Source organism: Nisaea nitritireducens, from assembly GCF_014904795.1.
GTDB classification, from domain to species: domain Bacteria; phylum Pseudomonadota; class Alphaproteobacteria; order Thalassobaculales; family Thalassobaculaceae; genus Nisaea; species Nisaea nitritireducens.
The window spans coordinates 32,695-55,097 of sequence record NZ_JACZFS010000072.1 but is presented as its reverse complement, the minus strand read 5'-3'; the positions used below and the strand labels follow the sequence as shown (position 1 = coordinate 55,097).

General features: G+C 61.6%; 19 protein-coding genes. 16 read left to right on the top strand and 3 right to left on the bottom strand.

The genetic code is table 11. The features are described 5' to 3' along the window. Together IG629_RS21055 and IG629_RS21050 are read right to left on the bottom strand one after the other, a co-directional pair. Positions 1 to 519 (bottom strand): PP2C family protein-serine/threonine phosphatase (locus tag IG629_RS21055; RefSeq protein WP_226886998.1); only part of this gene is annotated, 519 nt, incomplete at its 3' end. A gap of 60 nt (positions 520 to 579) precedes the next feature. Continuing rightward, positions 580 to 1,428, bottom strand: a complete 849-nt coding sequence (locus tag IG629_RS21050) for a formate/nitrite transporter family protein (protein WP_193173876.1) — start codon at positions 1,426 to 1,428, stop codon at positions 580 to 582. Between the two features lie 533 nt (positions 1,429 to 1,961). Between IG629_RS21050 and IG629_RS21045 the strand changes: the two genes are divergently transcribed. The 9 genes from IG629_RS21045 to cysG all read left to right on the top strand — a co-directional run bounded on the left by IG629_RS21045 (position 1,962) and on the right by cysG (position 15,255). Beyond that, positions 1,962 to 2,537 (top strand): ANTAR domain-containing response regulator, encoded by a 576-nt coding sequence (locus tag IG629_RS21045; protein ID WP_036554591.1) that lies wholly within the window; start codon positions 1,962 to 1,964, stop codon positions 2,535 to 2,537. Then, a complete protein-coding gene (locus tag IG629_RS21040; RefSeq protein WP_193173875.1) occupies positions 2,534 to 3,700 on the top strand; it encodes a CmpA/NrtA family ABC transporter substrate-binding protein in 1,167 nt (388 codons plus the stop codon). Before IG629_RS21045 ends, IG629_RS21040 begins: the two co-directional genes overlap by 4 nt. 303 nt (positions 3,701 to 4,003) lie before the next feature. Then, positions 4,004 to 5,386, top strand: coding sequence for a CmpA/NrtA family ABC transporter substrate-binding protein (locus IG629_RS21035; RefSeq protein WP_028466693.1), 1,383 nt, complete (start codon positions 4,004 to 4,006; stop codon positions 5,384 to 5,386). A gap of 79 nt (positions 5,387 to 5,465) precedes the next feature. After that, positions 5,466 to 6,560, top strand: a complete 1,095-nt coding sequence (locus IG629_RS21030; protein WP_028466694.1) for an ABC transporter permease — start codon at positions 5,466 to 5,468, stop codon at positions 6,558 to 6,560. Between the two features lie 11 nt (positions 6,561 to 6,571). Next, positions 6,572 to 8,293, top strand: coding sequence for an ABC transporter ATP-binding protein (locus IG629_RS21025; protein ID WP_193173874.1), 1,722 nt, complete (start codon positions 6,572 to 6,574; stop codon positions 8,291 to 8,293). Between the two features lie 21 nt (positions 8,294 to 8,314). After that, complete coding sequence (nirB, locus tag IG629_RS21020; protein ID WP_193173873.1) at positions 8,315 to 10,768, top strand: nitrite reductase large subunit NirB; 2,454 nt, start codon at positions 8,315 to 8,317, stop codon at positions 10,766 to 10,768. Further along, a complete protein-coding gene (gene nirD, locus IG629_RS21015; protein WP_193173872.1) occupies positions 10,765 to 11,136 on the top strand; it encodes a nitrite reductase small subunit NirD in 372 nt (123 codons plus the stop codon). The genes nirB and nirD overlap by 4 nt, the downstream gene beginning before the upstream one ends. After that, entirely contained in the window at positions 11,133 to 13,805 is a 2,673-nt protein-coding gene (locus tag IG629_RS21010) for a nitrate reductase (RefSeq protein WP_193173871.1), read from the top strand. Before nirD ends, IG629_RS21010 begins: the two co-directional genes overlap by 4 nt. Next, positions 13,780 to 15,255 (top strand): siroheme synthase CysG, encoded by a 1,476-nt coding sequence (gene cysG, locus IG629_RS21005; RefSeq protein ID WP_193173870.1) that lies wholly within the window; start codon positions 13,780 to 13,782, stop codon positions 15,253 to 15,255. Before IG629_RS21010 ends, cysG begins: the two co-directional genes overlap by 26 nt. 19 nt (positions 15,256 to 15,274) lie before the next feature. Here the strand turns inward: cysG and IG629_RS21000 are convergent, their stop codons facing one another. Next, a complete protein-coding gene (locus IG629_RS21000; RefSeq protein ID WP_193173869.1) occupies positions 15,275 to 15,889 on the bottom strand; it encodes a PAS domain-containing protein in 615 nt (204 codons plus the stop codon). A gap of 260 nt (positions 15,890 to 16,149) precedes the next feature. Here IG629_RS21000 and acuR point away from each other — a divergent pair, with 260 nt between their 5' ends. From acuR to IG629_RS20965, 7 genes are all read left to right on the top strand, one after another. After that, positions 16,150 to 16,782, top strand: a complete 633-nt coding sequence (gene acuR / locus IG629_RS20995) for an acrylate utilization transcriptional regulator AcuR (RefSeq protein ID WP_319025147.1) — start codon at positions 16,150 to 16,152, stop codon at positions 16,780 to 16,782. A gap of 30 nt (positions 16,783 to 16,812) precedes the next feature. Beyond that, positions 16,813 to 17,805, top strand: coding sequence for an acrylyl-CoA reductase (NADPH) (acuI, locus tag IG629_RS20990; protein WP_193173868.1), 993 nt, complete (start codon positions 16,813 to 16,815; stop codon positions 17,803 to 17,805). Between the two features lie 22 nt (positions 17,806 to 17,827). Next, on the top strand, positions 17,828 to 18,544 hold the full coding sequence (locus IG629_RS20985; protein WP_193173867.1) for a dimethylsulfonioproprionate lyase family protein: 717 nt from the start codon (positions 17,828 to 17,830) through the stop codon (positions 18,542 to 18,544). A 37-nt stretch (positions 18,545 to 18,581) separates the two neighbouring features. Continuing rightward, the gene (locus IG629_RS20980; protein ID WP_193173866.1) at positions 18,582 to 19,538 is read left to right on the top strand and encodes an alpha/beta hydrolase; all 957 of its coding nucleotides are present in this window, start codon (positions 18,582 to 18,584) and stop codon (positions 19,536 to 19,538) included. A 120-nt stretch (positions 19,539 to 19,658) separates the two neighbouring features. Continuing rightward, positions 19,659 to 20,846 carry an ABC transporter substrate-binding protein gene (locus IG629_RS20975; protein ID WP_193173865.1) on the top strand — a complete coding sequence of 396 codons (1,188 nt, stop codon included), beginning with the start codon at positions 19,659 to 19,661 and terminating at the stop codon, positions 20,844 to 20,846. Between the two features lie 72 nt (positions 20,847 to 20,918). After that, a complete protein-coding gene (locus IG629_RS20970) occupies positions 20,919 to 21,701 on the top strand; it encodes an ABC transporter ATP-binding protein (protein WP_193173864.1) in 783 nt (260 codons plus the stop codon). Then, positions 21,698 to 22,402, top strand: a complete 705-nt coding sequence (locus IG629_RS20965; RefSeq protein ID WP_193173863.1) for an ABC transporter ATP-binding protein — start codon at positions 21,698 to 21,700, stop codon at positions 22,400 to 22,402. Before IG629_RS20970 ends, IG629_RS20965 begins: the two co-directional genes overlap by 4 nt. Position 22,403: the final 1 nt, after the last annotated feature.

Here is a 22,403-nt window from a genome sequence, read left to right as displayed (position 1 = left end):
GCGGGCGGCACCCATGGCCCGGCTGAGGCAGGTTTCGCCCGCGGATAGCGTGAGGTGGTGCTCGCGGGTCAGTGGCTCCAGACTCTCTCCGCTGAGGCGGCTGATCCGGCTGTCTCCTACATGAAACAGATGTGCCGTCCGGTGTTTCAGGATCATGGCGGAGAGTGTGCAGACCCAGCCGAGATCAATGCTCTCGAGATGGGCCCGCCGGCTCTGGGCATGCAGCCAGGAATTGGTCGCGGTCATCACGCGGCTGGCGGCTGTTTTGGCCGTCCAGCTATCGGTGGTGCAGTAATAGTCGGTCAGCAAGGCCTTGACGCAGGTCTCGGCAGCTTCCCGGCTGACCGAGCTGGTGCTGATGCCGTCGGCTACGGCCAGAACGATGCCTTTCAGGCGCAGGCTCCTGCCTTCGGGCAGCATGGCGCCATGGAAATCCTGGTTTACGCGTTTGCGGCCTGCGGCCGAATAACTTCCGACGCTGACCGTGAGGCCCGGTGCCGGGCTCATGTCGTTGGGCATTATGAGTTTCCGGTTGTCGAAGAGCCCGGCCATCCGGCCGGGCTCCCGCGCGATTGTGGATTACTCAGCCGGAACGCTGGCGGATTTGGTCGAGGTACCCGCCGGGGTACGCTTCGGTGAGGTCTTGTAGTGGGTGGCGTAGATCGTGGCGCCGACGAAGGTCAGGCCGCCGACCAGATTGCCGATCACAGTCGGGATTTCGTTCCAGATCAGGTAGTCCATCACGGTGAAGTCACCACCAAGCAGCAATCCGGACGGGAACAGGAACATGTTCACGATGGAATGCTCGAAACCGAGATAGAAGAAAATCAGGATCGGCATCCACATGGCGATGACCTTGCCGGAGACGGAAGTCGACAGCATTGCCGCGACCACACCGGTCGAGACCATCCAGTTGCACATGACGGCCCGGACGAAGAGCGTCAGCATGCCGGCGAAGCCGTGCTCGGCGTAACCGACGGTCCGGGATTCACCGATCACGCCGATCTTTTGGCCGACCGCATTTGGCGCTTCGGAAAATCCGGTGGTGAAGATGATGGCCATGAACACGGCGACAGTGAAAGCGCCGGCGAAATTACCGACGAAGACGAGGCCCCAGTTGCGGAGCACGCCGTTCACGGTCACGCCGGGCCGCTTGTCGAGCAGGGCGAGCGGGCAGAGCGTGAACACGCCCGTCAGCAGATCGAAGCCGAGCAGGTAGAGCGTGCAGAAGCCAACCGGGAAGAGCAGGGCACCGATCAGAAACTGGCCGGTATTCACGGCGACGGTGACGGCGAAAGCCGCCGCGAGCGCGAGGATGGCGCCCGCCATGTAAGCGCGGATCAGGGTATCCTTCGTGGACATGAAGACTTTCGACTCACCTGCGTCGATCATCTTTGCCGCGAACTCAGAAGGATTTATGTAAGCCATTTCTGGGTCCTTTCATCGGGAAGAAAGCCAGAGGCCGAGCGGTGTACTTGAGCGATGAAGGAAGATTGGTCCGGCATCTTGTCTCCGCTCTGACCTGGAAGACGCCGGGACTCCGGCGTCGCACGGTATTCGGTCCGGGAATGCGGAGATGAATGAACGCCGCACACCCACGCCTCGCCCGGAAATCGGGAGAGACGAAGTTGCAGCGTCATTGCTGCTGGCCTCCTGGGAGGCCGCTTGACAGAAATACCGCGTCGTTGCGGCGGAGACTTGGCCCTCATGTGAATGAGAACCAGTCATGCTTACAGGGTAGGGAGAAGATTTTTTATTTTGCAAGTGCGAAATATTTGACCGCCAGGAAAGTTCTCTTTCGGCGGCTTGACTGATATCGGCTTTTTGTCAGGAAAAGCGCGGTTGTGAGCCTGTTTCATCTTTCAAGCGGAAAAGAATGCCTTCAGCGCCATGGGCGTGGTGATGGCGTGTTTTTTGCATTGCGATATGGCGATTCACCGCTGCTGGATACCTGTTATTCCATGAAGATCGTTGTCATTGATCTGCAGAACGAGCGTGCCGGCCTGATCAAGGAGGCACTTGCAGAGGCCGGGTTTCCGGATGTTGTGGTCGTCGCCGAGACGGACCGGCTGCTGGAACGGCTGGGCGAGCTTGATCCCGACGCCGTGCTGATCGACCTCGAGGCGCCGAGCAGAGACATGCTGGAGCAGATGTTCGAGGTCTCGCGCCAGGTCAAGCGACCCGTCGCCATGTTCGTCGACGATACCGGCGAGAGTTCGATTGCGGCAGCGGTCGAGGCTGGTGTCGGTGCCTATGTCGTGAACGGTCTCGCCAAGGCGCGGATCAAGCCGGTCATGGACCTGGCGATCAGCCGTTACAACGCTTTCACCCGCCTGCAGACCGAGCTCGACACAGCCAAGGCCGCGCTTGCCGAGCGCAAGCTGATCGACCGGGCAAAGGGCATCCTGATGAAGATGCGGGGGATTGAGGAGGAGGAGGCCTACAAGCTCCTGCGCAACACCGCGATGAATCAGAACAGGCGGATCGTCGAGATTGCCGAGGGTATTGTGACTACTGCGGAGCTCTTTCACCAATGACCGAGATCCGAATTGGTTTTATCCCGTTGGTCGACGTAGCGCCGCTGGTTGCCCTGAAGGAAATCGGCTTCGCCCGCGAGGAAGGCATTGAGGTCTCGCTTCACCGCGAGATTTCCTGGTCCAATATCCGCGACAAGCTTGCGGTTGGGCTCTATGATGGCTCCCACCTGCTGGCACCGATGGCGCTGGCGACGAATCTCGGATTGGCAGGGCCGCCAGCCGATCTGATCGTGCCCTATGTTCTGAATCTCAACGGCGATGTTCTCTGCGCCACCTCCGCTTTTCTTGAGGCGGTGGGGCTGCCTCCGGATGCCGGGGCGAAGGATATTGCGGCCCGTATTCGGGCGGGCGCCCTGGGGCGGCCAGTGACATTCGGGGTGCCGTTCTTCTTTTCGACCCATCACTTTTTGCTGCGCTACTGGCTTGCTTCCGAAGGCATAGACCCGGCTCGCGATGTCCGGATCGAGGTTGTTCCGCCGCCGCTGATGCCGGAGGCGATTGGCAACGGGGTCATTGACGGGATGATGGTCGGGGAGCCCTGGGGCTCTGTCGCGGTGGACCGGGGCGAGGCCTCGATTTTCCTGTCCGCGACCGAGATCTGGGCCGGAGCGCCGGAGAAGGTTTTCGGGATGCGCCGAAGCTGGGCGGAGGCGAATGCGGGTGCCGTGCAGGGCCTGCTGCGTGCGCTTTACCGGGCGTCGGCATGGGTGCAGGACCCGAGCAATCGGGTGACGCTCTCCGAGCTGCTGGCGAGAGAGGCCTATCTTGATCTCTCGGCGGAGGTGATTGAGCGGGCGCTGTCGGGTGATCTGACCAGAACGCCGCAGGGGCTGCAGGGAAAAATAGACCGTTTCGTGGTTTTCCAGGACGGGGCGTCGAGTTTCCCATGGCTGTCCCAGGCGCTCTGGCTGCTGACGCAAATGGAGCGTTGGGGCTTTGTCTCTGCAACGCCGGAGCTGCAGCGTGTGGTCCGCAATACCATGGCGCCGAACCTCTATCGCGAAGCCCTGACGCCACTCGGCATTGCGATCCCGAGTGCCAATTCGAAAGTAGAGGGGGCGCTGCATGAATCAACACCGGCGGCATCCGCTCTTGGCCGCCTGTTTCTCGGCCCTGATGCCTTCTGCGACGGGGGTGTTTTCGACCCGGCGCCGAGTGAGTGAGCGCGACTAAATTGAGCAGGTGAGCAAAAAATAGGCAAAAAACCTATTTGGTCAATTTTTCATCTTTTCGCTCTTGTGCAACTCTGAAATTGGTTTATGCTGCATTGCGAGATACGGACAGGCCCAAAGGCGGGCCGTCTGCACATAAAGCCCCGATGACGGGGCGGTAGCCGGGCAAAGCCGCTCGATCCAGAGTACCGCGTTTCGCGGACTTCGGGGTCGGCGGCTTTTTTTATGCCCTCGGACAACATCCGGCCAGCGGACAGGAAAAGTGTCACGCAAGGCCGAAGTCGGAGAGACAAGATGCAACTCGTTCGTGGATTGAGAATGCTATCGGCCGCGCTGGTCTGCGCCGCCGCCCTGGCCGGACCGGCCAGTGCCGAAATGCTCGACGTTGAAAAAGACGAGCTGAAGTTCGGCTTCATCAAACTGACGGATATGGCCCCGCTCGCGATCGCCTACGAGAAGGGCTATTTCGAGGATGAAGGGCTGTTCGTCAGCCTGGAGCCGCAAGCGAACTGGAAAGTGCTGCTGGACCGGGTGATCACCGGTGAGCTCGACGGTGCCCATATGCTGGCTGGCCAGCCGCTTGCCGCAACCATCGGGTTCGGCACCGAGGCCCATATCATTACGCCATTTTCCATGGACCTGAACGGCAACGGCATCACCGTTTCCAACGAGGTCTGGGAGCAGATGCTGCCGCATATTCCGAAAGGCGCGGACGGCAGGCCGGTTCACCCGATCAAGGCGGACGCCCTGAAGCCGGTGGTCGAGCAGTACAAGGCCGAAGGCAAGCCCTTCAACATGGGCATGGTGTTCCCGGTCTCGACCCATAATTACGAGCTGCGCTACTGGCTCGCCGCAGGCGGTATTCATCCGGGCTTCTACAGCAAGGAGAATATCTCCGGGCAGATCCTGGGCGACGCGCTGCTCTCCGTGACGCCGCCGCCGCAGATGCCGGCCACCCTCGAAGCCGGAACCATCTATGGCTATTGCGTGGGTGAGCCGTGGAACCAGCAGGCTGTGTTCAAGGGTATCGGGGTGCCGGTGATCACAGACTACGAGATCTGGAAGAACAATCCGGAGAAGGTCTTCGGTATCACTGCCGGGTTCGCCGAGAAATACCCGAACACCACGCTGGCCATGACCAAGGCGCTGATCCGTGCCGCCAAGTGGCTGGATGAGAACGACAATGCCAACCGCATGGAAGCTGTCGAGATCCTGTCCCGCTCCGAATATGTCGGCGCGGACAAGGAAGTCATCGCCAACTCCATGACCGGCACTTTCGAATACGAGAAGGGCGACAAGCGCTCGGTCCCGGATTTCAACGTCTTCTACCGCTATTTCGCGACCTACCCCTTTTATTCGGACGCGGTCTGGTACCTGACCCAGATGCGCCGCTGGGGCCAGATCACGGAAGCCAAGACCGATGCCTGGTATGACGAGGTCGCGCGCAAGGTCTATCGCCCGGATCTCTATCTGAAGGCCGCGAAGATGCTGGTCGAGGAAGGTCATGTGGCGAAAGCCGACTTCCCCTGGGAGACGGACGGATATCGCGCGCCGCAGTCCGAGTTCATCGATGAGAAGACCTTCGATGGCCGTACGCCCAACGCCTATCTGGAGCAGTTCCCGATCGGCCTGAAGGGCAAGGAAATCGTCACCGGCAACCAGGTTGCCGGAGGCTGAACGGAGCCGGGCCGGCGTCCCCAGTCGCCGGCCCGCTCCCCATTCCTGTCTGATCCAAATAATACCGAGGACGCAGATAATGACCGCAACAGATGCGATGCAGCTCCCCGATGAAGCCACGGAGAAAGCCCGCGCCGCACGCCGTGACCGGCTCTTTGCACGGATTGCCCGGCTGGACCCGTATCTCAATCTCGTCGCGCTTGGCTGGATTTCGCCGCTGCTGAAGATTGCTGCCGGAGACAATCCGTCCGTGCAGCTTGGAGAACTCTGGCGCAGCCTCGGGTTGCCGGCGCTGGGTATCGGGCTGTTCCTGGCTCTCTGGGCGATGACGGCGCCGATGGTGCAGACATCTCTTGGCACGGTTCCGGGTCCGGCGGGTGTCTGGGAGCAGGTGGAAAGCCTCTATGCCGACCATATGCGTGAGCGGGAGAAGGAGGACGCCTTCTATCTCCGCCAGGACAAACGCAACGAGAAGCTGATTGCCGCCGGCAAGGCGGACAAGGTCAAGCACCGCAACTACACGGGCCAGCCGACCTATCTCGACCAGATCGGCACGTCGCTGGTGACTGTCGCGCTCGGGTTCGGCATCGCCACTTTGTTTGCCGTGCCCATCGGGGTTATCTGCGGCCTGTCACGCTCGGCCACGGCGGCGCTCAATCCGCTGATCCAGATTTTCAAGCCGGTCAGTCCGCTCGCCTGGCTGCCGATTGTCACGATGATCGTCTCGGCCCTTTCGACAACCAACAGCGAGATGTTCCCGAAGAGTTTCATCATCTCCGCGGTCACGGTCACGCTCTGCTCGCTCTGGCCGACGCTGATCAATACGGCACTCGGGGTCGCGAGCATCGAGAAGGACCTGATCAATGTTGGGCGTGTGCTCAATCTCTCCTGGTCGGTCAAGGTCATCAAACTGGTGCTGCCGTCTGCCATGCCGCTGATCTTCACCGGGCTGCGTCTTTCGCTCGGCGTCGGATGGATGGTGCTGATCGCGGCCGAGATGCTGGCGCAAAATCCGGGGCTCGGAAAGTTCGTCTGGGATGAGTTCCAGAATGGCTCCTCCCAGTCCCTCGCCAAGATCATGGTCGCGGTTTTCACCATCGGCATTATCGGCTTCCTGCTGGACCGGGTGATGATGGCGCTGCAGACGATGTTCTCCTTCTCGGAAACCCGGTGAGGAGCGGTCGGATGGCATTTCTCGAACTCAGAAATATCTCCAAATCCCACGGTGTTGGCGATCGCCGAACCTCGGTGCTGGAGGATGTGAACCTGACGGTGGATGAAGGCGAATTCGTCGCCATCCTGGGCTTCTCCGGTTCAGGAAAAACCACCCTGATCTCCGCGATTGCCGGACTGATCGAAGCGGACAAGGGTGAGATCCTGCTCAAGGGGGCGCCGGTGAAAGGGCCGGGCCCCGACCGGGGCGTGGTGTTCCAGAGCTATTCGCTGATGCCCTGGCTCACCGTTCAGGGCAACATCGCGCTTGCCGTGGACGAGATCTTCTCCGGCGAAAGCAGGGCCCAGCGCCGTCAGCGCGTCGAGGCGGCGATTGCCATGGTCGGCCTCAGCCATGCCGCCGAGCGGCGGCCGGCGGAGCTTTCTGGCGGCATGCGGCAGCGTGTGGCCGTGGCTCGTGCCTTGGCGATGAGCCCGGAGATGCTGCTGTTGGACGAGCCGCTTTCCGCGTTGGATGCGCTGACGCGGGCAAAGCTGCAGGACGAGATCGAGCAGATCTGGAGCCGGGACCGCAAGACGGTGATCCTGATCACCAACGATGTTGATGAAGCCCTGCTGCTCGCCGACCGGGTGATCCCGCTGACGACCGGACCGGGTGCCACGCTCGGCCCCGACTTCAAGGTGAATATTCCGCGCCCACGCGAACGTTCGGTAATGAACGATAACCCGACCTTCAAACGGTTGCGGGCGGAGATCACCCAGTACCTGATGGATATCGGCGCGACTGCGGCCGGTACTGCGGACGAAAGCATATCGCTGCCGCAAGTGGTTCCGATCACCCGGAAGGATGCGCCGCCGAAAGTCTATCGGGACACCGCGAAGTCCGCGATCCAGGAAGGGTATGTGGAGTTCTCGGACGTCCGGAAAGTCTACCCGACGCCAAAAGGCCCGCTGACAGTCGTCGACGGTTTCGATCTGAAGCTGAAGCAGGGTGAGTTCATCTCGCTGATCGGGCATTCGGGCTGCGGCAAGTCCACGGTGCTGTCGATGGTCGCCGGCCTTACAGACATCAGCGGCGGCGGGATCATTCTCGATGGTCACGAAGTTTCCGGCGCCGGGCCGGATCGTGGCGTGGTGTTCCAGGCGCCGTCCCTGATGCCCTGGCTGACGGCGCGTCAAAATGTCGAGCTCGGGGTGGAGCGTGTCTATCCGCATGCCTCCGAAAGCGAACGCCGCGACATTGTCGAATATTACCTGACCCGCGTCGGCCTTGCCGATGCCATGGACCGGTCCGCCAAGGATCTTTCCAACGGCATGAAGCAGCGCGTCGGCATTGCCCGGGCATTTGCCCTGTCTCCCAAACTGCTGCTGCTGGATGAGCCGTTCGGCATGCTGGACAGCCTGACGCGCTGGGATCTCCAGGAAGTCCTGATGGAGGTCTGGAGCCGTACCCAGGTGACCTCGATCTGCGTCACCCACGATGTCGATGAAGCGATTCTGCTGGCCGACAAGGTGGTGATGATGACGAACGGGCCGAACGCCCGCATCGGGGAAATCATGGAAGTCGACCTGCCACGGCCGCGTTCGCGCCGGGCACTGCTCGATCATCCCGACTACTACCGCTATCGCCAGCAGGTCCTGCAATTCCTTGCTGATTACGAAGGTGGCGCCGATCCGAAGAAACCGGCTCCGGCGCCATCGTCTCCCGCCAGTTCCAAGGACGAGGCGGCTTAAAGGGTGGAAACGGAGATCATCATGACAATAAGAAAAAAACTCGTCGTGATCGGAAACGGTATGGCGCCTGGGCGGGCGCTGGAGCGGTTGCTGGAAAAGGCACCCGACGCCTACGAGATCACCATTTTCAACGCGGAACCCCGGGTCAATTACGACCGGATCATGCTCTCGCCGGTCCTGTCCGGTGAGAAAAGCTACGAGGACATCCTGATCCATGACGATGCCTGGTATGCCGAGCACGGTCTGACCCTGAAGAAAGGCTGTAAGGCAACTTCCATCGACCGGGAGAAGAAGCAGGTCACCGGTGCCGATGGCAGCGTCGTTGATTACGACAAGCTGCTGATCGCGACCGGCTCCTCTCCTTTCATCATTCCCATTCCGGGCAAGGATCTGGACGGGGTGCTGACCTATCGGGATCTGGACGATGTCGAGGCAATGCTCGCAGCCGCCAAGTCTGGCGGATCGGCGGTCGTCATCGGCGGCGGCCTGCTCGGTCTGGAAGCGGCGGCAGGGCTGACGGAACGGGGCATGGACGTCACCGTCCTGCACCTGATGCCGACCCTGATGGAGCGTCAGCTCGACACGGCGGCGGGCTATCTGCTTGAACGCGCAATCGAGGCGCGGGGCATCAAGGTCCGGACAGCGGCGAACACCCACGAGATCCTCGGCGAGGAGCGTGTCGAGGGTGTGCGCCTGGATGACGGGACAGAGCTTCCGGCGGATATTGTGGTCATGGCTGTCGGCATCCGGCCGAACGGCGATCTGGCGCGCGATGCAGGCCTTGAGGTCAATCGCGGCATTGTCGTCGACGATGCCATGCAGACTTCGGATCCGGACATCCTCGCGGTTGGTGAATGCGTCGAGCATCGCGGCACGGCCTACGGGCTGGTTGCGCCGCTTTACGAGATGGCTGCCGTCGTGGCGGACCGGCTGCAGGATGGCAGCGCGACCTATACCGGCTCGGTCACCTCGACACGGCTCAAGGTCACCGGCATCGACCTGTTTTCCGCCGGTGACTTTGCCGAGGGCAAGGACCGCGAGGAGATTGTCCTGCGGGATGCGACGAACGGTGTCTACAAGCGTCTGGTCATCCAGGAAGACAAGCTCATCGGCATCGTGCTTTACGGCGACACCAAGGACGGCGCCTGGTTCTTCCAGCTGATGCGCGAGGGTGCCTCCATCGAAGAGATGCGCGAGACGCTGATCTTCGGTCAGAACTATGCCGGAGGGTCCCCGCTGGACCCTACGGCGGCCGTTGCAGCCTTGCCGGATGATGCGGAAATCTGTGGCTGTAACGGCGTTTGCAAATCGAAAATCGTGGGTGCCATCACAGAGCATGGCCTGACCTCGTTGGATGAGGTGCGCGCTCGCACCAAGGCCTCTGCCTCCTGCGGTTCCTGCACCGGTTTGGTCGAGCAGCTGATGGCCTTCACGCTCGGCGACGGCTTTGTCCCGGATGCGGTGCAGCCGATGTGCGGATGCACGGATCTCAGCCACGACGATGTGCGCCGTCTGATCGTCGCCAAGGAGCTTAAATCGATCCCGGCGGTGATGCAGGAGCTGGAATGGAGAACCTCCTGCGGCTGCGCGAAATGCCGTCCGGCGCTGAACTTCTATCTGGTGGCGGATTGGCCGGGCGAGTACGAGGACGATTACCAGTCCCGCTACATCAATGAGCGGGTGCATGCGAACATCCAGAAGGATGGCACCTATTCCGTCGTCCCACGCATGTGGGGCGGGATGACCAGCTCACAGGAACTCCGCGCCATCGCCGATGTGGTGGACAAGTTCGGCATTCCGTCCGTGAAGGTCACGGGCGGTCAGCGGATCGATTTGCTCGGGGTGCCGAAGGAAAATCTTCCGGCGGTCTGGGCGGATCTGAACGCGGCCGGAATGGTCTCCGGCCATGCCTACGCCAAGGGCCTGCGGACGGTGAAGACCTGCGTCGGCACCGACTGGTGCCGCTTCGGCACCCAGGATTCGACCGGTCTCGGCGTGAAGATCGAGAAGATGATGTGGGGCTCCTGGACGCCGCACAAGGTGAAGATGGCGGTCTCCGGCTGCCCCCGGAACTGTGCCGAGGCGACCTGCAAGGATATCGGCGTGATCTGCGTCGATTCCGGCTACGAGCTGCATGTCGGCGGCGCGGCGGGCATGCATATCAAGGGCACTGAAGTCATGTGCAGCGTGGAGACGGAGGCCGAGGCGCTGGAATATTGCGCCGCCGTGGTCCAGCTCTACCGCGAGCAGGGCCGCTATCTCGAACGCATCTACAAATGGATGGACCGGGTCGGTCTCGACGCTATCCGCGAGCAGGTCGTCGAGGATGAGGCGAAACGGACAGCGCTTTTCGAGAAGTTCCTCTACTCGCAGCGCTTCGCCCAGAAAGATCCGTGGGCGGAGAGGGTTGCGGGCAAGGACGCGCATGAGTTTGCGCCGATGAACCGGATCGCCATGCGGGAGGCTGCGGAATGAACGAGTTGAGCCCAACATCGACCGAGCCGAAGGCGCAGCATTGGTTCACCATCGGCCGCCTGTCGGACATTCCGCGCCGGGGCGCCAGGCAGGTGCTTCTGCCGCGTGGGCCGATCGCCGTGTTCCGGACCCAGACGGACGAGGTCTACGCGATCGACGACAATTGTCCGCACAAGGGTGGGCCGCTCAGCCAGGGCATCGTGCATGACGGCGCGGTGACTTGCCCGCTGCACAATTGGGTGATCGATCTGCAGACAGGGGATGCCATGGGGGCCGACCAGGGCTGCGTGCGGACCTATGAAGTGCGCAAGGACGCCGACGGTCTTGTTTCTGTATCGCTGTCAGGTGGTTCCGGGAAGACGGAATGACGGAGACACCAGCCGCGCCGGTCCGCACCACCTGTCCCTATTGCGGGGTCGGATGCGGTGTTCTTGCCGAAACAGCGGCGGACGGCGCGGTGCGGATCTCTGGGGACCCTGATCACCCGGCGAATTTCGGCCGGTTGTGCTCGAAAGGCAGCGCTCTCGCTGAGACGGTCGATCTGGAGGGGCGCCTGCTGCACCCGAAGATCGGCGGCAGGGAGAGTGGCTGGGAGGAAGCCCTCGATCTGGTGGCGTCCCGTTTTTCCGAGACCATCGCCGAGCATGGGCCGGACTCGGTGGCCTTCTATGTTTCGGGACAGCTCCTGACCGAGGATTATTACGTCGCCAACAAGTTGATGAAGGGCTTCATCGGCTCCGCCAACATCGACACCAATTCCCGGCTCTGCATGGCTTCGTCCGTCGCCGGTCACAAGCGGGCCTTCGGTGAGGATATCGTCCCCGGTACCTACGAGGATCTGGAACAGGCGGACCTGCTGATCCTGGTTGGCTCCAACCTCGCCTGGTGTCATCCAGTGTTGTTCCAGCGGGTCGTGGCGGCGCGGGAGCGGCGGCCGGAGATGCGGATCGTGACCATCGATCCGCGCCGCACGGTGACGGCCGATGCTGCCGACAGTCACTTGCCGGTCGATGCGGACGGCGATGCGGCCCTGTTTAACGGATTGCTGCGCCATCTCTCCGAGACCGGGACGCTCGAACGCTCCTATATCGCGCGGCATACGGCGGGTTTTGACGAAGCCGTTGCCGCGGCGGCGGAATGGACGGTGGAGCGGGTCGCCGAAGCGACCGGCCTGTCCGAGGGAACGATCCAGGCTTTCTACGCGGCCTATGCCAGCTCCGAGCGTGTTGTCACGGTCTATAGCCAGGGCGTGAACCAGTCCGCCTCCGGGACCGACAAGGTGAACGCGATCATCAATTGCCATCTGGCGACGGGCCGGATCGGGCGTCCGGGAATGGGGCCGTTTTCCGTCACAGGGCAGCCGAATGCGATGGGCGGACGGGAAGTCGGGGGCCTTGCGAACCAGCTTGCAGCTCACATGGATCTGGGCGATCCGGTGGCTCGCGATGTCGTCGGCGGTTTTTGGAACAGTGATAGCTTGCCGCATGGTCAGGGTCTCAAGGCCGTCGATCTGTTCGATGCGGTGGCCGATGGCCGGATCAAGGCGCTCTGGATCATGGCGACGAACCCGGCCGACAGTTTGCCGAATGCCGATCTGGTGACAAAAGCGCTGGAGAACTGCCCGTTCGTGGTGGTCAGCGATGTGATCGAGAAGACCGATACGACCCTGCATGCGGATGTGCTGCTTCCGGCGACGGCCTGGGGCGAGAAAGACGGCACGGTCACCAATTCGGAGCGTCGGATCTCCCGTCAGCGTGCCTTTCTGAAAGCACCGGGAGAGACAAGAGCCGACTGGTGGATTGTCTCCGAAATTGCCCGCCGGATGGGGTTTGCGGATGCGTTTCCCTATCGGTCGGCTGTGGAGATATATCGCGAGCATGCCCGGCTTTCCGAGTACAGGAACGAAGGCGCACGGCTCTTCTCGCTAGCGGCCCATGCCAATATCGACGCGGCTGAATATGACGAGATGGTACCGTTCCAGTGGCCGCTTGCGGGCGCGGAAAAGCGTCAGGGCGAGAAGCGGCTGTTTTCTACTGGCGGGTTTCCCACGGCGGATGGACGGGCGAGACTCATACCGGTCACGCCGCCAGCCAAGCGGGCACGGGAGCCGGGCCTTTTCAGGCTGAATACCGGCCGGGTGCGCGATCACTGGCACACCATGACGCGCACCGGGAAATCCACCCGGCTGTCGCAGCATATCGCGGAGCCGTTTCTGGAAATTCACCCTCGCGACGCAGATGCGCTCGGGTTGGATGCGGCTGGGCTTGCCCGTGTCGAGTCCGGTTTTGGGACTGCAATACTCCGGGTTCTACGCTCCGACCGGGTTGCGCCGGGGACGGTTTTTGCGCCGATGCACTGGACGGCCCAGTTCTCGAATGCGGGCCGGATTGGTGCCGTGATCAAGCCGGATACAGACCCGGTATCCGGCCAACCCGCGCTGAAGGGAACATTCGCTCGGATTTCGTCCGTCATCCCAAAATGGTTCGGCTTCGCAGTCCTGAATGAGCGTCCAAAAGACGTCCCGGGCAGCTACTGGGCGCTGGCGACGGCGCCGGGCGGCTGGCGTCTGGAGTTGGCGGGCGACACCAATCCGGAGGACTGGCCGGCATATGCCCGTGCGCTGTTCGGTATGGAGGCGGGCCAGGAGATTCTTTCGTTTCTGGATGAAAGCAGCGGATATCACCGGTTCGCGGCATTCGAGAATGACAGGCTGATCGGCGCCTTGTTCGTCGGGCCGGAGCCCGTTGCCGCTTCCCGTAATTGGGCGACCGGGCTTCTCGAAGCGGATTTCAGCCGGCCCCAGGACCGGCTTTTGACGCTCGCCGGACGGCCCGCTGCCGGTGAAGTTGAGGAAGGCTCGATCATCTGTTCCTGCTTCAGTGTCGGCATCAACAGGATCGCGGGTGCCGTTGCGGATGGACGGGCGGCGACTGTCGACGAGATTGGTGCTGTCCTTTCCGCGGGCAGTAATTGCGGTTCATGTCGTGGTGAAATCCAGAGGATTATCGATCATGCGAGACATCAGAAAACCGGTTGAGCGCCGCCCGGTGCGGCTGGAACCTTTGTCGGTTTTGCCTGTCTTCTGCACACTTGAAGGCAAGCCCGTGCTGGTCGCAGGCGGCACGGACGCGGCCGCCTGGAAAGCGGAGTTGCTGGCAGCCTCCGGCGCCATGGTCTCCGTCTTTGCCGAAGATGTCTCCGAAGAGATGCTGGATCTGCTGAGAGATGGTGCCGCTTCCGGCGAAATCATGCGGATCGGGCGGGACTGGAGTGCTGCGGATCTCGACGGCATGGCTTTCGCCATCTGTGATGCCGTGTCCGATGAAGAAGCGGCTCGCTTTCACGCGGCGGCACGCGCCGCCGGTGTCATCGTCAATGTGATCGACAAGCCCGATTACTGTCAGGTCCAGTTCGGCTCCATCGTCAATCGCTCACCGGTGGTGGTCGGCATTTCGACCAGCGGTGCGGCACCGATCCTTGGCCAGGCCGTGCGCCGCCGGATCGAAACTGTTCTGCCGCGTGCGCTTTCGGTCTGGGGCAACTTGGCGGAGCGGGTTCGGGGCAAGATCATGACCCAGTTTGCGCCGGGAGCGGGACGCAGGGCGGCGTGGGAGAGGTTTGTCGATCGGGCTTTCTCTGGCCTCCTTCCGGGGCTTGAGAAAACTGAATTGGCGACGATTGTTGGTGTATCCGCTTCCGAAGACCGTGGGCGTGTGACCCTTGTCGGCGCCGGTCCGGGCGATCCGGATCTGATCACAATGAAGGCGGTCCGTGTCCTGCAATCGGCGGATGTCATCCTGTTCGACGATCTTGTCTCGGACGAGGTTCTGGAGCTGGCCCGGCGCGAAGCGAAACGCATGCTGGTCGGCAAGCGCGGCGGTCGGGAATCATGCCGTCAGGAAGACATCAACGCGCTGATGGTGAAGCTGGCTCGGCAGGGAAAGCATGTGGTGCGTCTCAAGTCTGGCGATCCGATGATTTTCGGGCGTGCCGGTGAGGAGATCGCGCAACTTGAAGCGGCAGGACTGCCGGTCGAGATTGTTCCCGGTATCACGGCCGGTGCCGCCATGGCCTCGGCCTTCGGTGTTTCTCTTACCCATCGGGACAGGGCTCAGTCGGTCCGCTTTGTCACCGGACATTCACGGGACGGCGGGCTGCCGGAGACGCTCGACTGGAATGGAATTGCCGACCCGGCGACGACGACACTGTTCTATATGGGCGGTCGCACGGGTGCGCGAATCTCGACCCGTCTGCGCGAGGCGGGCTTACCGGCTGAGACCCCGGTCGCGATTGCGCGGGATATCAGCAGGCCCGGCGAGCGTTGTTGGTTCGGAACCCTGGCGGCACTGGGCGACGGGATAGGGGAGGTCGGATTTGATCGGCCGGTCCTGATCGGTGTGGGGGCTGTTTTTGCCGATGCGGCAGCCCGCGCCGGCATGGTCAGCGAGAGCGGTGGAGGGCATAGTCCGGTTAGAATTCCGGCCTGATTTCCGCCGCCGGGTTTGCTTAGGGGCCGTTGCCGTCAAATGGCGTGACAGGACAATCCGGCGCCACCGTGCTGAAATCATCGTCAAGATCGATCCTGATATGCGCTGACAGCACCTGTGTTAATCCATTGCTGCCATCCGACATGGGCAGGTCCAGACCAAGGACCTTGATGTGATCGCGTCCGTGTTGCGAAAGAAGGCCGCCGGCAATGCCGATGAACGGCGCTTTTGACATAGCTTCGAAATAGCGGCGTTCAGTTGCCCAGCTCTCGGGGCTTTCGGATTGTTTCCCGAGAGTCTCCCCGGTGTAATCGACCCCCCACCAATCGGCGAGCGTTGTGCCCCAGAGCGTGAAACGGATGTCGGTCGGGTTCTTCTCGATCTTGGCGATGAAGATCCGTCCGAGCCAAGCCTCGAAATCATTCATTTCAAATGCCCTGCGTGGAGGCAGGCCGCCACTGTCCGGGCGCCGCTGTTGCCAGATTTCAACCAGATTGGCGAACGGTCCGAAACTCTGAGAGCGAGCGTCGAGCGGACAGCATCCGTAAGACCAGCCGGAGGCAATCGCGGGCGCCTGTGGCCATCCGCCGAGCGGCGGTGTTGCTCTAAATTGGAAGTTGCCTTGAGTTACCAAAGGTTATCCTTGCGATCGGCCCTGTCGTCTGTTTGACGGGATAGTCCCCAAAATTTTCCCCGACAATGGATTTTAGTCAGAAAAGAGTTCCCTCGTCTGTAGCGCGATTCATCTGGCGGCTGGGGCTCCCCTGTGGTTGGCCGAAATGATAATTCCCGAGCGGGACGAGGCGCTGACAAGCGTGTCAGATAACATGAATTATATAGTGTTTTTATTTATTGGACGAATTAGTTTAATAATTTTTTATGAGACAAACCGAAGTGCAATCCGGGAATGAAAAGCCGCGTCGGCGCGGGCGCCCTCCTGTCGCGGCCAGCGATCAGATCGCGCGCAAGGCCTTGATGCGGGCCGGTCTCGTCTATCTGACGGAGCGGGGTTACTCCTCGGTCGGTGTGGATGAAATCCTGCGGGCATCCGGGGTGGCCAAGGGCAGTTTTTATTACCATTTCGGCTCCAAGGCCGCGTTTGGCCGTGCCTTGATCGACGCCTATCACGATTACTTCGCCGCCAAGCTCACGTCCTGGTTCGAAAAGGCCGACCTCGCGCCGCTCGACCGGTTGCGCGGTTTTATCTCCGATGCGGAGCTGGGCATGGCGCAGCATGGTTTTCGGCGCGGCTGTCTGATCGGGAATCTCGGCCAGGAGATGGCCGCGCTTCCGCCCGAATTCAGCGATCGTCTGATCTCAGTGCTGGAGGATTGGCAGTGGCGTACTGCCGTTTGTCTGCGGTTGGCGCAAGAGGCGGGGCAAATTCCGGCACAACATGATCCGGATGAGCTGGCCGCGTTTTTCTGGATCGGATGGGAAGGCGCGGTTCTGCGCGCCAAGCTTGAACGCAAGGCAGAGCCGTTGCGGCAATTTGCCGACGGGTTTTTGCGCCTGGCGACACACTAAGAAATGCCTGCAAGCTAGGAGGAGGAAGCAATGTTCGACGCAATCCTGATCGAGAAAGACGAGGACGAACGGCGTGTTGCCCTCGGACAGGTCGAGTTTCCGGCACTCGAGGACGGCGATGTCGCTGTCGATGTCGCCTGGTCGACGCTGAACTACAAGGATGCGCTGGCGATTACCGGAAGCTCGCCCGTGGTGCGCAGTTTCCCGATGGTGCCGGGGATCGACTTTGCCGGCATCGTCAAGGAAAGCCGCCATGCGGATTACAAGGCCGGCGACCGGGTCGTCCTGAACGGCTGGGGTGTCGGCGAGAAGCATTGGGGCGGACTGGCGAAGCGTGCGCAGGTGAAGGGCGACTGGCTGGTGCCATTGCCGGACGGCATTTCGATGCGCCAAGCCATGGCAATCGGCACGGCCGGTTACACGGCGATGCTCTGCGTCATCGCACTGGAAGAGGCAGGCCTGATGCCGGATATGGGCGAGGTGGTTGTCACCGGTGCTTCCGGTGGCGTCGGCAGCGTGGCAACGACCCTTCTTGCCGCGAAGGGTTACCGGGTTGCTGCTGTCACCGGTAGTCTGAACGAGGCCGGGTACCTCAAGGATCTCGGGGCTGCGAGCATCGTCAATCGTGCCGAGCTTTCCGAGACGGCCCGGCCGCTGAACAAGGAGCGCTGGGCGGGCGCAGTCGATGTCGCTGGAGGCATGGTGCTGGCGAATGTCCTGTCCATGATGAAATATCGCGGCGTGGTCGCAGCCTGCGGGCTTGCCGCCAGCATGGACCTGCCGACAAGCGTGGCGCCATTCATTCTGCGCGGGGTGACGCTCCGGGGCGTGGACAGTGTGATGTGCCCGAAACCGGAGCGGGTTGCTGCCTGGGACCGTCTCGCGACCGATCTCGATATGCGAAAGCTTGAATCCATGGTCGCCGAAGTTCCGATGGACGACGTAATCGAGACAGCGCCACGCTTCCTGAAGGGCGATGTTCGTGGTCGCGTGATCGTACCGATTTCTCCCGATCTGGGCTGAGCTGACGAGAAAGGTTCCGGAGATGCTCGATCCTCAATTTGTTACCGAGCCGCCAAGCGAAGAGTGCGAAATCCAGCGTCTTCGAGGCTGCCCCAATTGGGGTTATCTGCTGCACGAGTTCGAGATCCTCTACAGGCACGGCTCGGCGGGCGGCAGCAAGGCGATCCGGAGTCACCGCAAGCGTGTTCGCGATACTCTTTCGGCCGTGATCGATTCAAACCCGGAAGTGATTGAGCGGGTGCCGGAGCAGAAGCCGGTCACGGCACATCTGCCGCGGGCTTTCGATCTTGGTGCCCGCAATGTGCTGGGCAGTCTGAGCCGTTCGCTTGAGCGGGTCTCCGATCTGCTGACATGGGAATACGGGTATGATCGCGTCCCGCGACCGCTCGCCAAGAAATACGGATTTTGCCATATCCTCGGGCCGCAGGGTCCAGTCAAATCGGAGCGGCTGATCCTGGGCTTCGTCCTGTTCGCGCCGAACACGACCTATCCGCAACACAGCCATCGCGACATCGAGGAAAGCTATATCTCCGTCGCTGGCGCCTGGTCGGAGAACGAGCAGGCGGTTTATGCGCCGGGCTCGCTGATTCTGAACAAACCGGGGCAGGAGCACCGTATCACCACCGGGCAATTCGACCCGTGTCTTCTGGCCTGGGCCTGGATCGGTCCCGGGGAGCGTTTGGCGGAGCCCGGCATGAAGTTCTCCAAAAGCCGCAAGCGGGTCGAGCACGGGATCTGATCCGGTCTGAGGTTGGGCCGGTTTTAGTGGGACGGTTATGGATATGGATTATCGCGCCTATCTGGATGCGGAGGTGCTCGGCTTCATCGACCGGATGAACGGGTTCTATCCACCGGAATCTCTGAATTTGCCAAAGGAAGAAAACCGCAGAATCTATGACCATATGTCCGAGGTCTTCCGGGAGGCCCCACCAGAGAATGTCACCTCGGAAACCCTGTCGCTCGAAGGCCCGGAGGGACCGTTGCCGGTCCGGCTTTATCGGCGGAAGGAGCCGGACAACCGTGCGGCCATTCTCTATTTCCATGGCGGCGGCTTCGTTCTAGGCGGCCTGGAAAGTCACGACGATATCTGCGCGGAGACCTGTGCCCGTACAGGGTTTCAGGTGCTTGCGGTGGATTATCGGCTTGCCCCCGAGCACGCGCATCCGGCGGCATTCGAAGATGCCTGCATTGCTTTCGAATGGATAAGCAGGACCATCGGCAAGCCGGTTGTGCTGATGGGTGAGTCCGCCGGCGGCAATCTGGCCGCCTGCCTCGCGCATCATGCCCGCAGCTTGCCGCGCCCGCCGATTGGACAGGTGCTTGTCTATCCCTCTCTCTGCGGTCCCTCCTTGTGCGATCAGGGAAAAGGCGGCAGCCACGTCACGCATGCTCATGCGCCGCTGTTGACTGAAGCGGATCTCGATGTCTATCTCCGGCTGCGCACCAACGACAACCCGGACTATTCCGACCCGCGCCTCATTCCCTATGCCGACCCGGACTTCTCCGGTCTGCCGCCGACAATTGTCTTCACGGCGGAATGCGATCCTCTGTCGTCGGACGGCGATTTCTATTGTGCCCGAATTCGGGATGAGGGCGGGCAAGCCGAGTGGGTCGAGGAAAAGGGCCTCGTCCATGGATACTTTCGTGGACGCAGTCAATCTGCACGGGCCCGCGCCTCTTTCGGGCGGGTGATGGCGGCGATCGATGGAATGCTGCCAAAAACCTCAGCCTGAAGTGTGTGGCATGGCGGGATAGCAGATTCGATCCAGAGTGAATCGCTTGGCATTGCCGGGCGTCTGGGGATTTGTATAGTGTTCAGAATCACGAAACGAAACCTTATAGAGGAAGCGACCATGAAACGATTTCTACCGTTGTTGTGTGCGGCGGTAATGTCGACGACAGCTGCTCATGCGCAAGACGCCGTCAAAATCGGAATGCTGCAGGGCTTTACGGGCCCGACGGAATCACTGGTCAAGCCGATGGCGCTTGGTGGTGAAATGGCCATCCAGGAAGTGTCCGACAGCGGCGCATTCCTCGGCGGTAAGAAGGTTGTGTCCGTCCGTGGCGACAGCACTTGCGTCGATGCGGCTGCGGCGACGGCCGCTGCCGATCGCCTGATCACGTCAGAGGGGGTTGCCGGTATCGTCGGCGCGACCTGTTCCGGCGCGACCACTGCGGTCCTCAACAATGTCGCCCGCCCGAACGGCATGGTGATGATTTCCCCGTCGGCCACGTCGCCGGCTTTGAGCACCATTGAGGATGATGGTCTCTTTTTCCGCACCGCTCCGTCCGACGCCCGTCAGGGCCAGATCATCGGCAGTGTTCTTGTCGCGCAAGGCATCAAGTCCGCCGCTCTGACCTACACCAACAACGATTACGGCAAGGGCCTGGCTGACTCGATCCAGTCCGCTTTCGAAGCCAAGGGCGGCAAGATCACCGCCGTTGCCGCGCACGAAGACGGCAAAGCCGATTACTCCGCTGAAGTCGCAACGCTCGCGGCCGCTGGCGGCGATATCCTGATTGTTGCCGGTTATCTCGACCAAGGCGGCAAGGGCATGATCCAGGCTGCACTTGATACCGGTGCCTTCGACCGGTTCGTCCTGCCCGACGGCATGGTCGGTGAAGCGCTGACCGATCATTTCGGCGCCGATCTCGACGGTTCCATCGGCACCAATCCGGGCACCGACAGCCCGGGCGCGGCGCTGCTGGCAAAGCTGGCCGAAGGCAAAGGCTTCAAGGGCGACGACCCCTATGTTCCGGAAGCTTATGACGCGTCCGCCATTCTTCTGCTGGCCATGCAATCCGCAGGCAGCACCGATCCGGCAGCCTACAAGAGCCATATCGAGAAGGTGTCGAATGCTCCCGGCGAGAAGATCTTCCCGGGTGAACTCGCGAAAGCACTCAAGATTCTTGCCGATGGCGGCGACATCGACTATGTCGGCGGCACCGCGCTTGAGTTGATCGCGCCGGGCGAGTCCGCGGGCAGCTTCCGCGAGACCACGGTTGCTGACGGTAAATGGAAAACCGTCGGTTATCACTGATCGGTCAGGCAGAGACTTTATTGGGAAACGGTCGGGCGTCAGCCTGACCGTTTCGCCTATATGGACTGAAAAATGATCCGAGTTGAAAACGTCACCAAGCGATTTGGTGGCATCCACGCCGTCAACGGCGTGTCGCTGGAAATCCAGCAAGGCTCCATCACCGGGCTTATCGGTCCGAACGGGGCAGGGAAGACGACGCTCTTCAACATCATCGCCGGCGCTTTTCCGCCTACGTCGGGGAAGATTTTTCTCGACGGCGAGGATGTGACCGAACTGGAGCCGCACGAGCTGTTCCACAAGGGACTGCTGCGCACCTTCCAGATCGCTCACGAGTTTTCCAGCCTGACGGTGCTGGAGAACCTGATGGTGGTCCCGGGCGACCAGTCCGGCGAGGATTTGCGGCATGCCTGGTTCAATTTCGCCGCGGTGCGCGAGACCGAGAAAAAGGTCCGCGAGCGCGCCCGCGACGTAATCGAATTCCTGGAAATCCAGCATCTCGAAAATGAGCTGGCCGGTAATCTTTCCGGTGGCCAGAAGAAGCTGCTCGAACTCGGCCGAACCATGATGGTCGATGCCAAGATCGTTTTTCTCGACGAGGTCGGCGCCGGCGTGAACCGGACGCTGCTACAGACCATCGCGCGCTCGATCCAGCGCCTGAACAAGGAGCGCGGCTACACTTTCTGCCTGATCGAGCATGACATGGATTTCATCGCCCGGCTTTGCGATCCGGTCATCGTCATGGCCGAAGGCAAGCTGCTGACGCAAGGCACCGTCGATCAGGTAATGAACAACGAAGAGGTCATCGAGGCCTATCTCGGGACCGGCCGCAAACACAAGCGGGTGTCGGAACAATGAGTTTTCTTTCCGCGACCGGCATGACCGGCGGCTATGGCGGGGCCGATATCCTGACCGATTGCGAACTGCGCGTGGAGCGTGGTGAAGTCGCCGTCGTCGTCGGCCCGAACGGCGCTGGCAAGTCGACGGCGATGAAGGCGGTGTTCGGCATGCTCACCCTGCGCGAGGGCAGCGTTGTCTTCGACGGGGAGGACATTACCTCCATGGCGCCGCAGGAGCGGGTGCGTCACGGCATGGGGTTCGTGCCGCAAAACCGGAACGTCTTCGTCTCGCTTACCGTCGAGGAAAACCTCGAGATGGGCGCCTTCATTCGTGATGACGACATCTCGGAGTCGAAGGAGCAGGTCTTCTCCCTGTTCCCGATCCTGGCCGAGAAGCGCAACCAGCCTGCGGGCGAGTTGTCCGGCGGGCAGCGCCAGCAGGTCGCGGTCGGCCGCGCCCTGATGACCAAACCCAAACTGCTGATGCTGGATGAGCCGACGGCCGGTGTCTCGCCGATCGTGATGGATGAGCTGTTCGACAAGATCGTCGAGATCGCGCGCACAGGTATCGCCATTCTGATGGTCGAGCAGAACGCACGCCAGGCGCTGGAGATCGCCGATCACGGCTTTGTCCTCGTGCAGGGCACCAACCGCTTCACCGATACCGGCGAGGCCCTTCTGGCGAACGAGGAAGTTCGCCGTTCTTTCCTCGGGGGCTGAG

Coding starts and splice junctions, on each gene's coding strand:
- IG629_RS21050 (WP_193173876.1), bottom strand. CDS start 1,428: ATGGCTTACATAAATCCTTCTGAGTTCGCGGCAAAGATGATCGACGCA.
- IG629_RS21045 (WP_036554591.1), top strand. CDS start 1,962: ATGAAGATCGTTGTCATTGATCTGCAGAACGAGCGTGCCGGCCTGATC.
- IG629_RS21040 (WP_193173875.1), top strand. CDS start 2,534: ATGACCGAGATCCGAATTGGTTTTATCCCGTTGGTCGACGTAGCGCCG.
- IG629_RS21035 (WP_028466693.1), top strand. CDS start 4,004: ATGCAACTCGTTCGTGGATTGAGAATGCTATCGGCCGCGCTGGTCTGC.
- IG629_RS21030 (WP_028466694.1), top strand. CDS start 5,466: ATGACCGCAACAGATGCGATGCAGCTCCCCGATGAAGCCACGGAGAAA.
- IG629_RS21025 (WP_193173874.1), top strand. CDS start 6,572: ATGGCATTTCTCGAACTCAGAAATATCTCCAAATCCCACGGTGTTGGC.
- nirB (WP_193173873.1), top strand. CDS start 8,315: ATGACAATAAGAAAAAAACTCGTCGTGATCGGAAACGGTATGGCGCCT.
- nirD (WP_193173872.1), top strand. CDS start 10,765: ATGAACGAGTTGAGCCCAACATCGACCGAGCCGAAGGCGCAGCATTGG.
- IG629_RS21010 (WP_193173871.1), top strand. CDS start 11,133: ATGACGGAGACACCAGCCGCGCCGGTCCGCACCACCTGTCCCTATTGC.
- cysG (WP_193173870.1), top strand. CDS start 13,780: ATGCGAGACATCAGAAAACCGGTTGAGCGCCGCCCGGTGCGGCTGGAA.
- acuI (WP_193173868.1), top strand. CDS start 16,813: ATGTTCGACGCAATCCTGATCGAGAAAGACGAGGACGAACGGCGTGTT.
- IG629_RS20985 (WP_193173867.1), top strand. CDS start 17,828: ATGCTCGATCCTCAATTTGTTACCGAGCCGCCAAGCGAAGAGTGCGAA.
- IG629_RS20980 (WP_193173866.1), top strand. CDS start 18,582: ATGGATATGGATTATCGCGCCTATCTGGATGCGGAGGTGCTCGGCTTC.
- IG629_RS20975 (WP_193173865.1), top strand. CDS start 19,659: ATGAAACGATTTCTACCGTTGTTGTGTGCGGCGGTAATGTCGACGACA.
- IG629_RS20970 (WP_193173864.1), top strand. CDS start 20,919: ATGATCCGAGTTGAAAACGTCACCAAGCGATTTGGTGGCATCCACGCC.
- IG629_RS20965 (WP_193173863.1), top strand. CDS start 21,698: ATGAGTTTTCTTTCCGCGACCGGCATGACCGGCGGCTATGGCGGGGCC.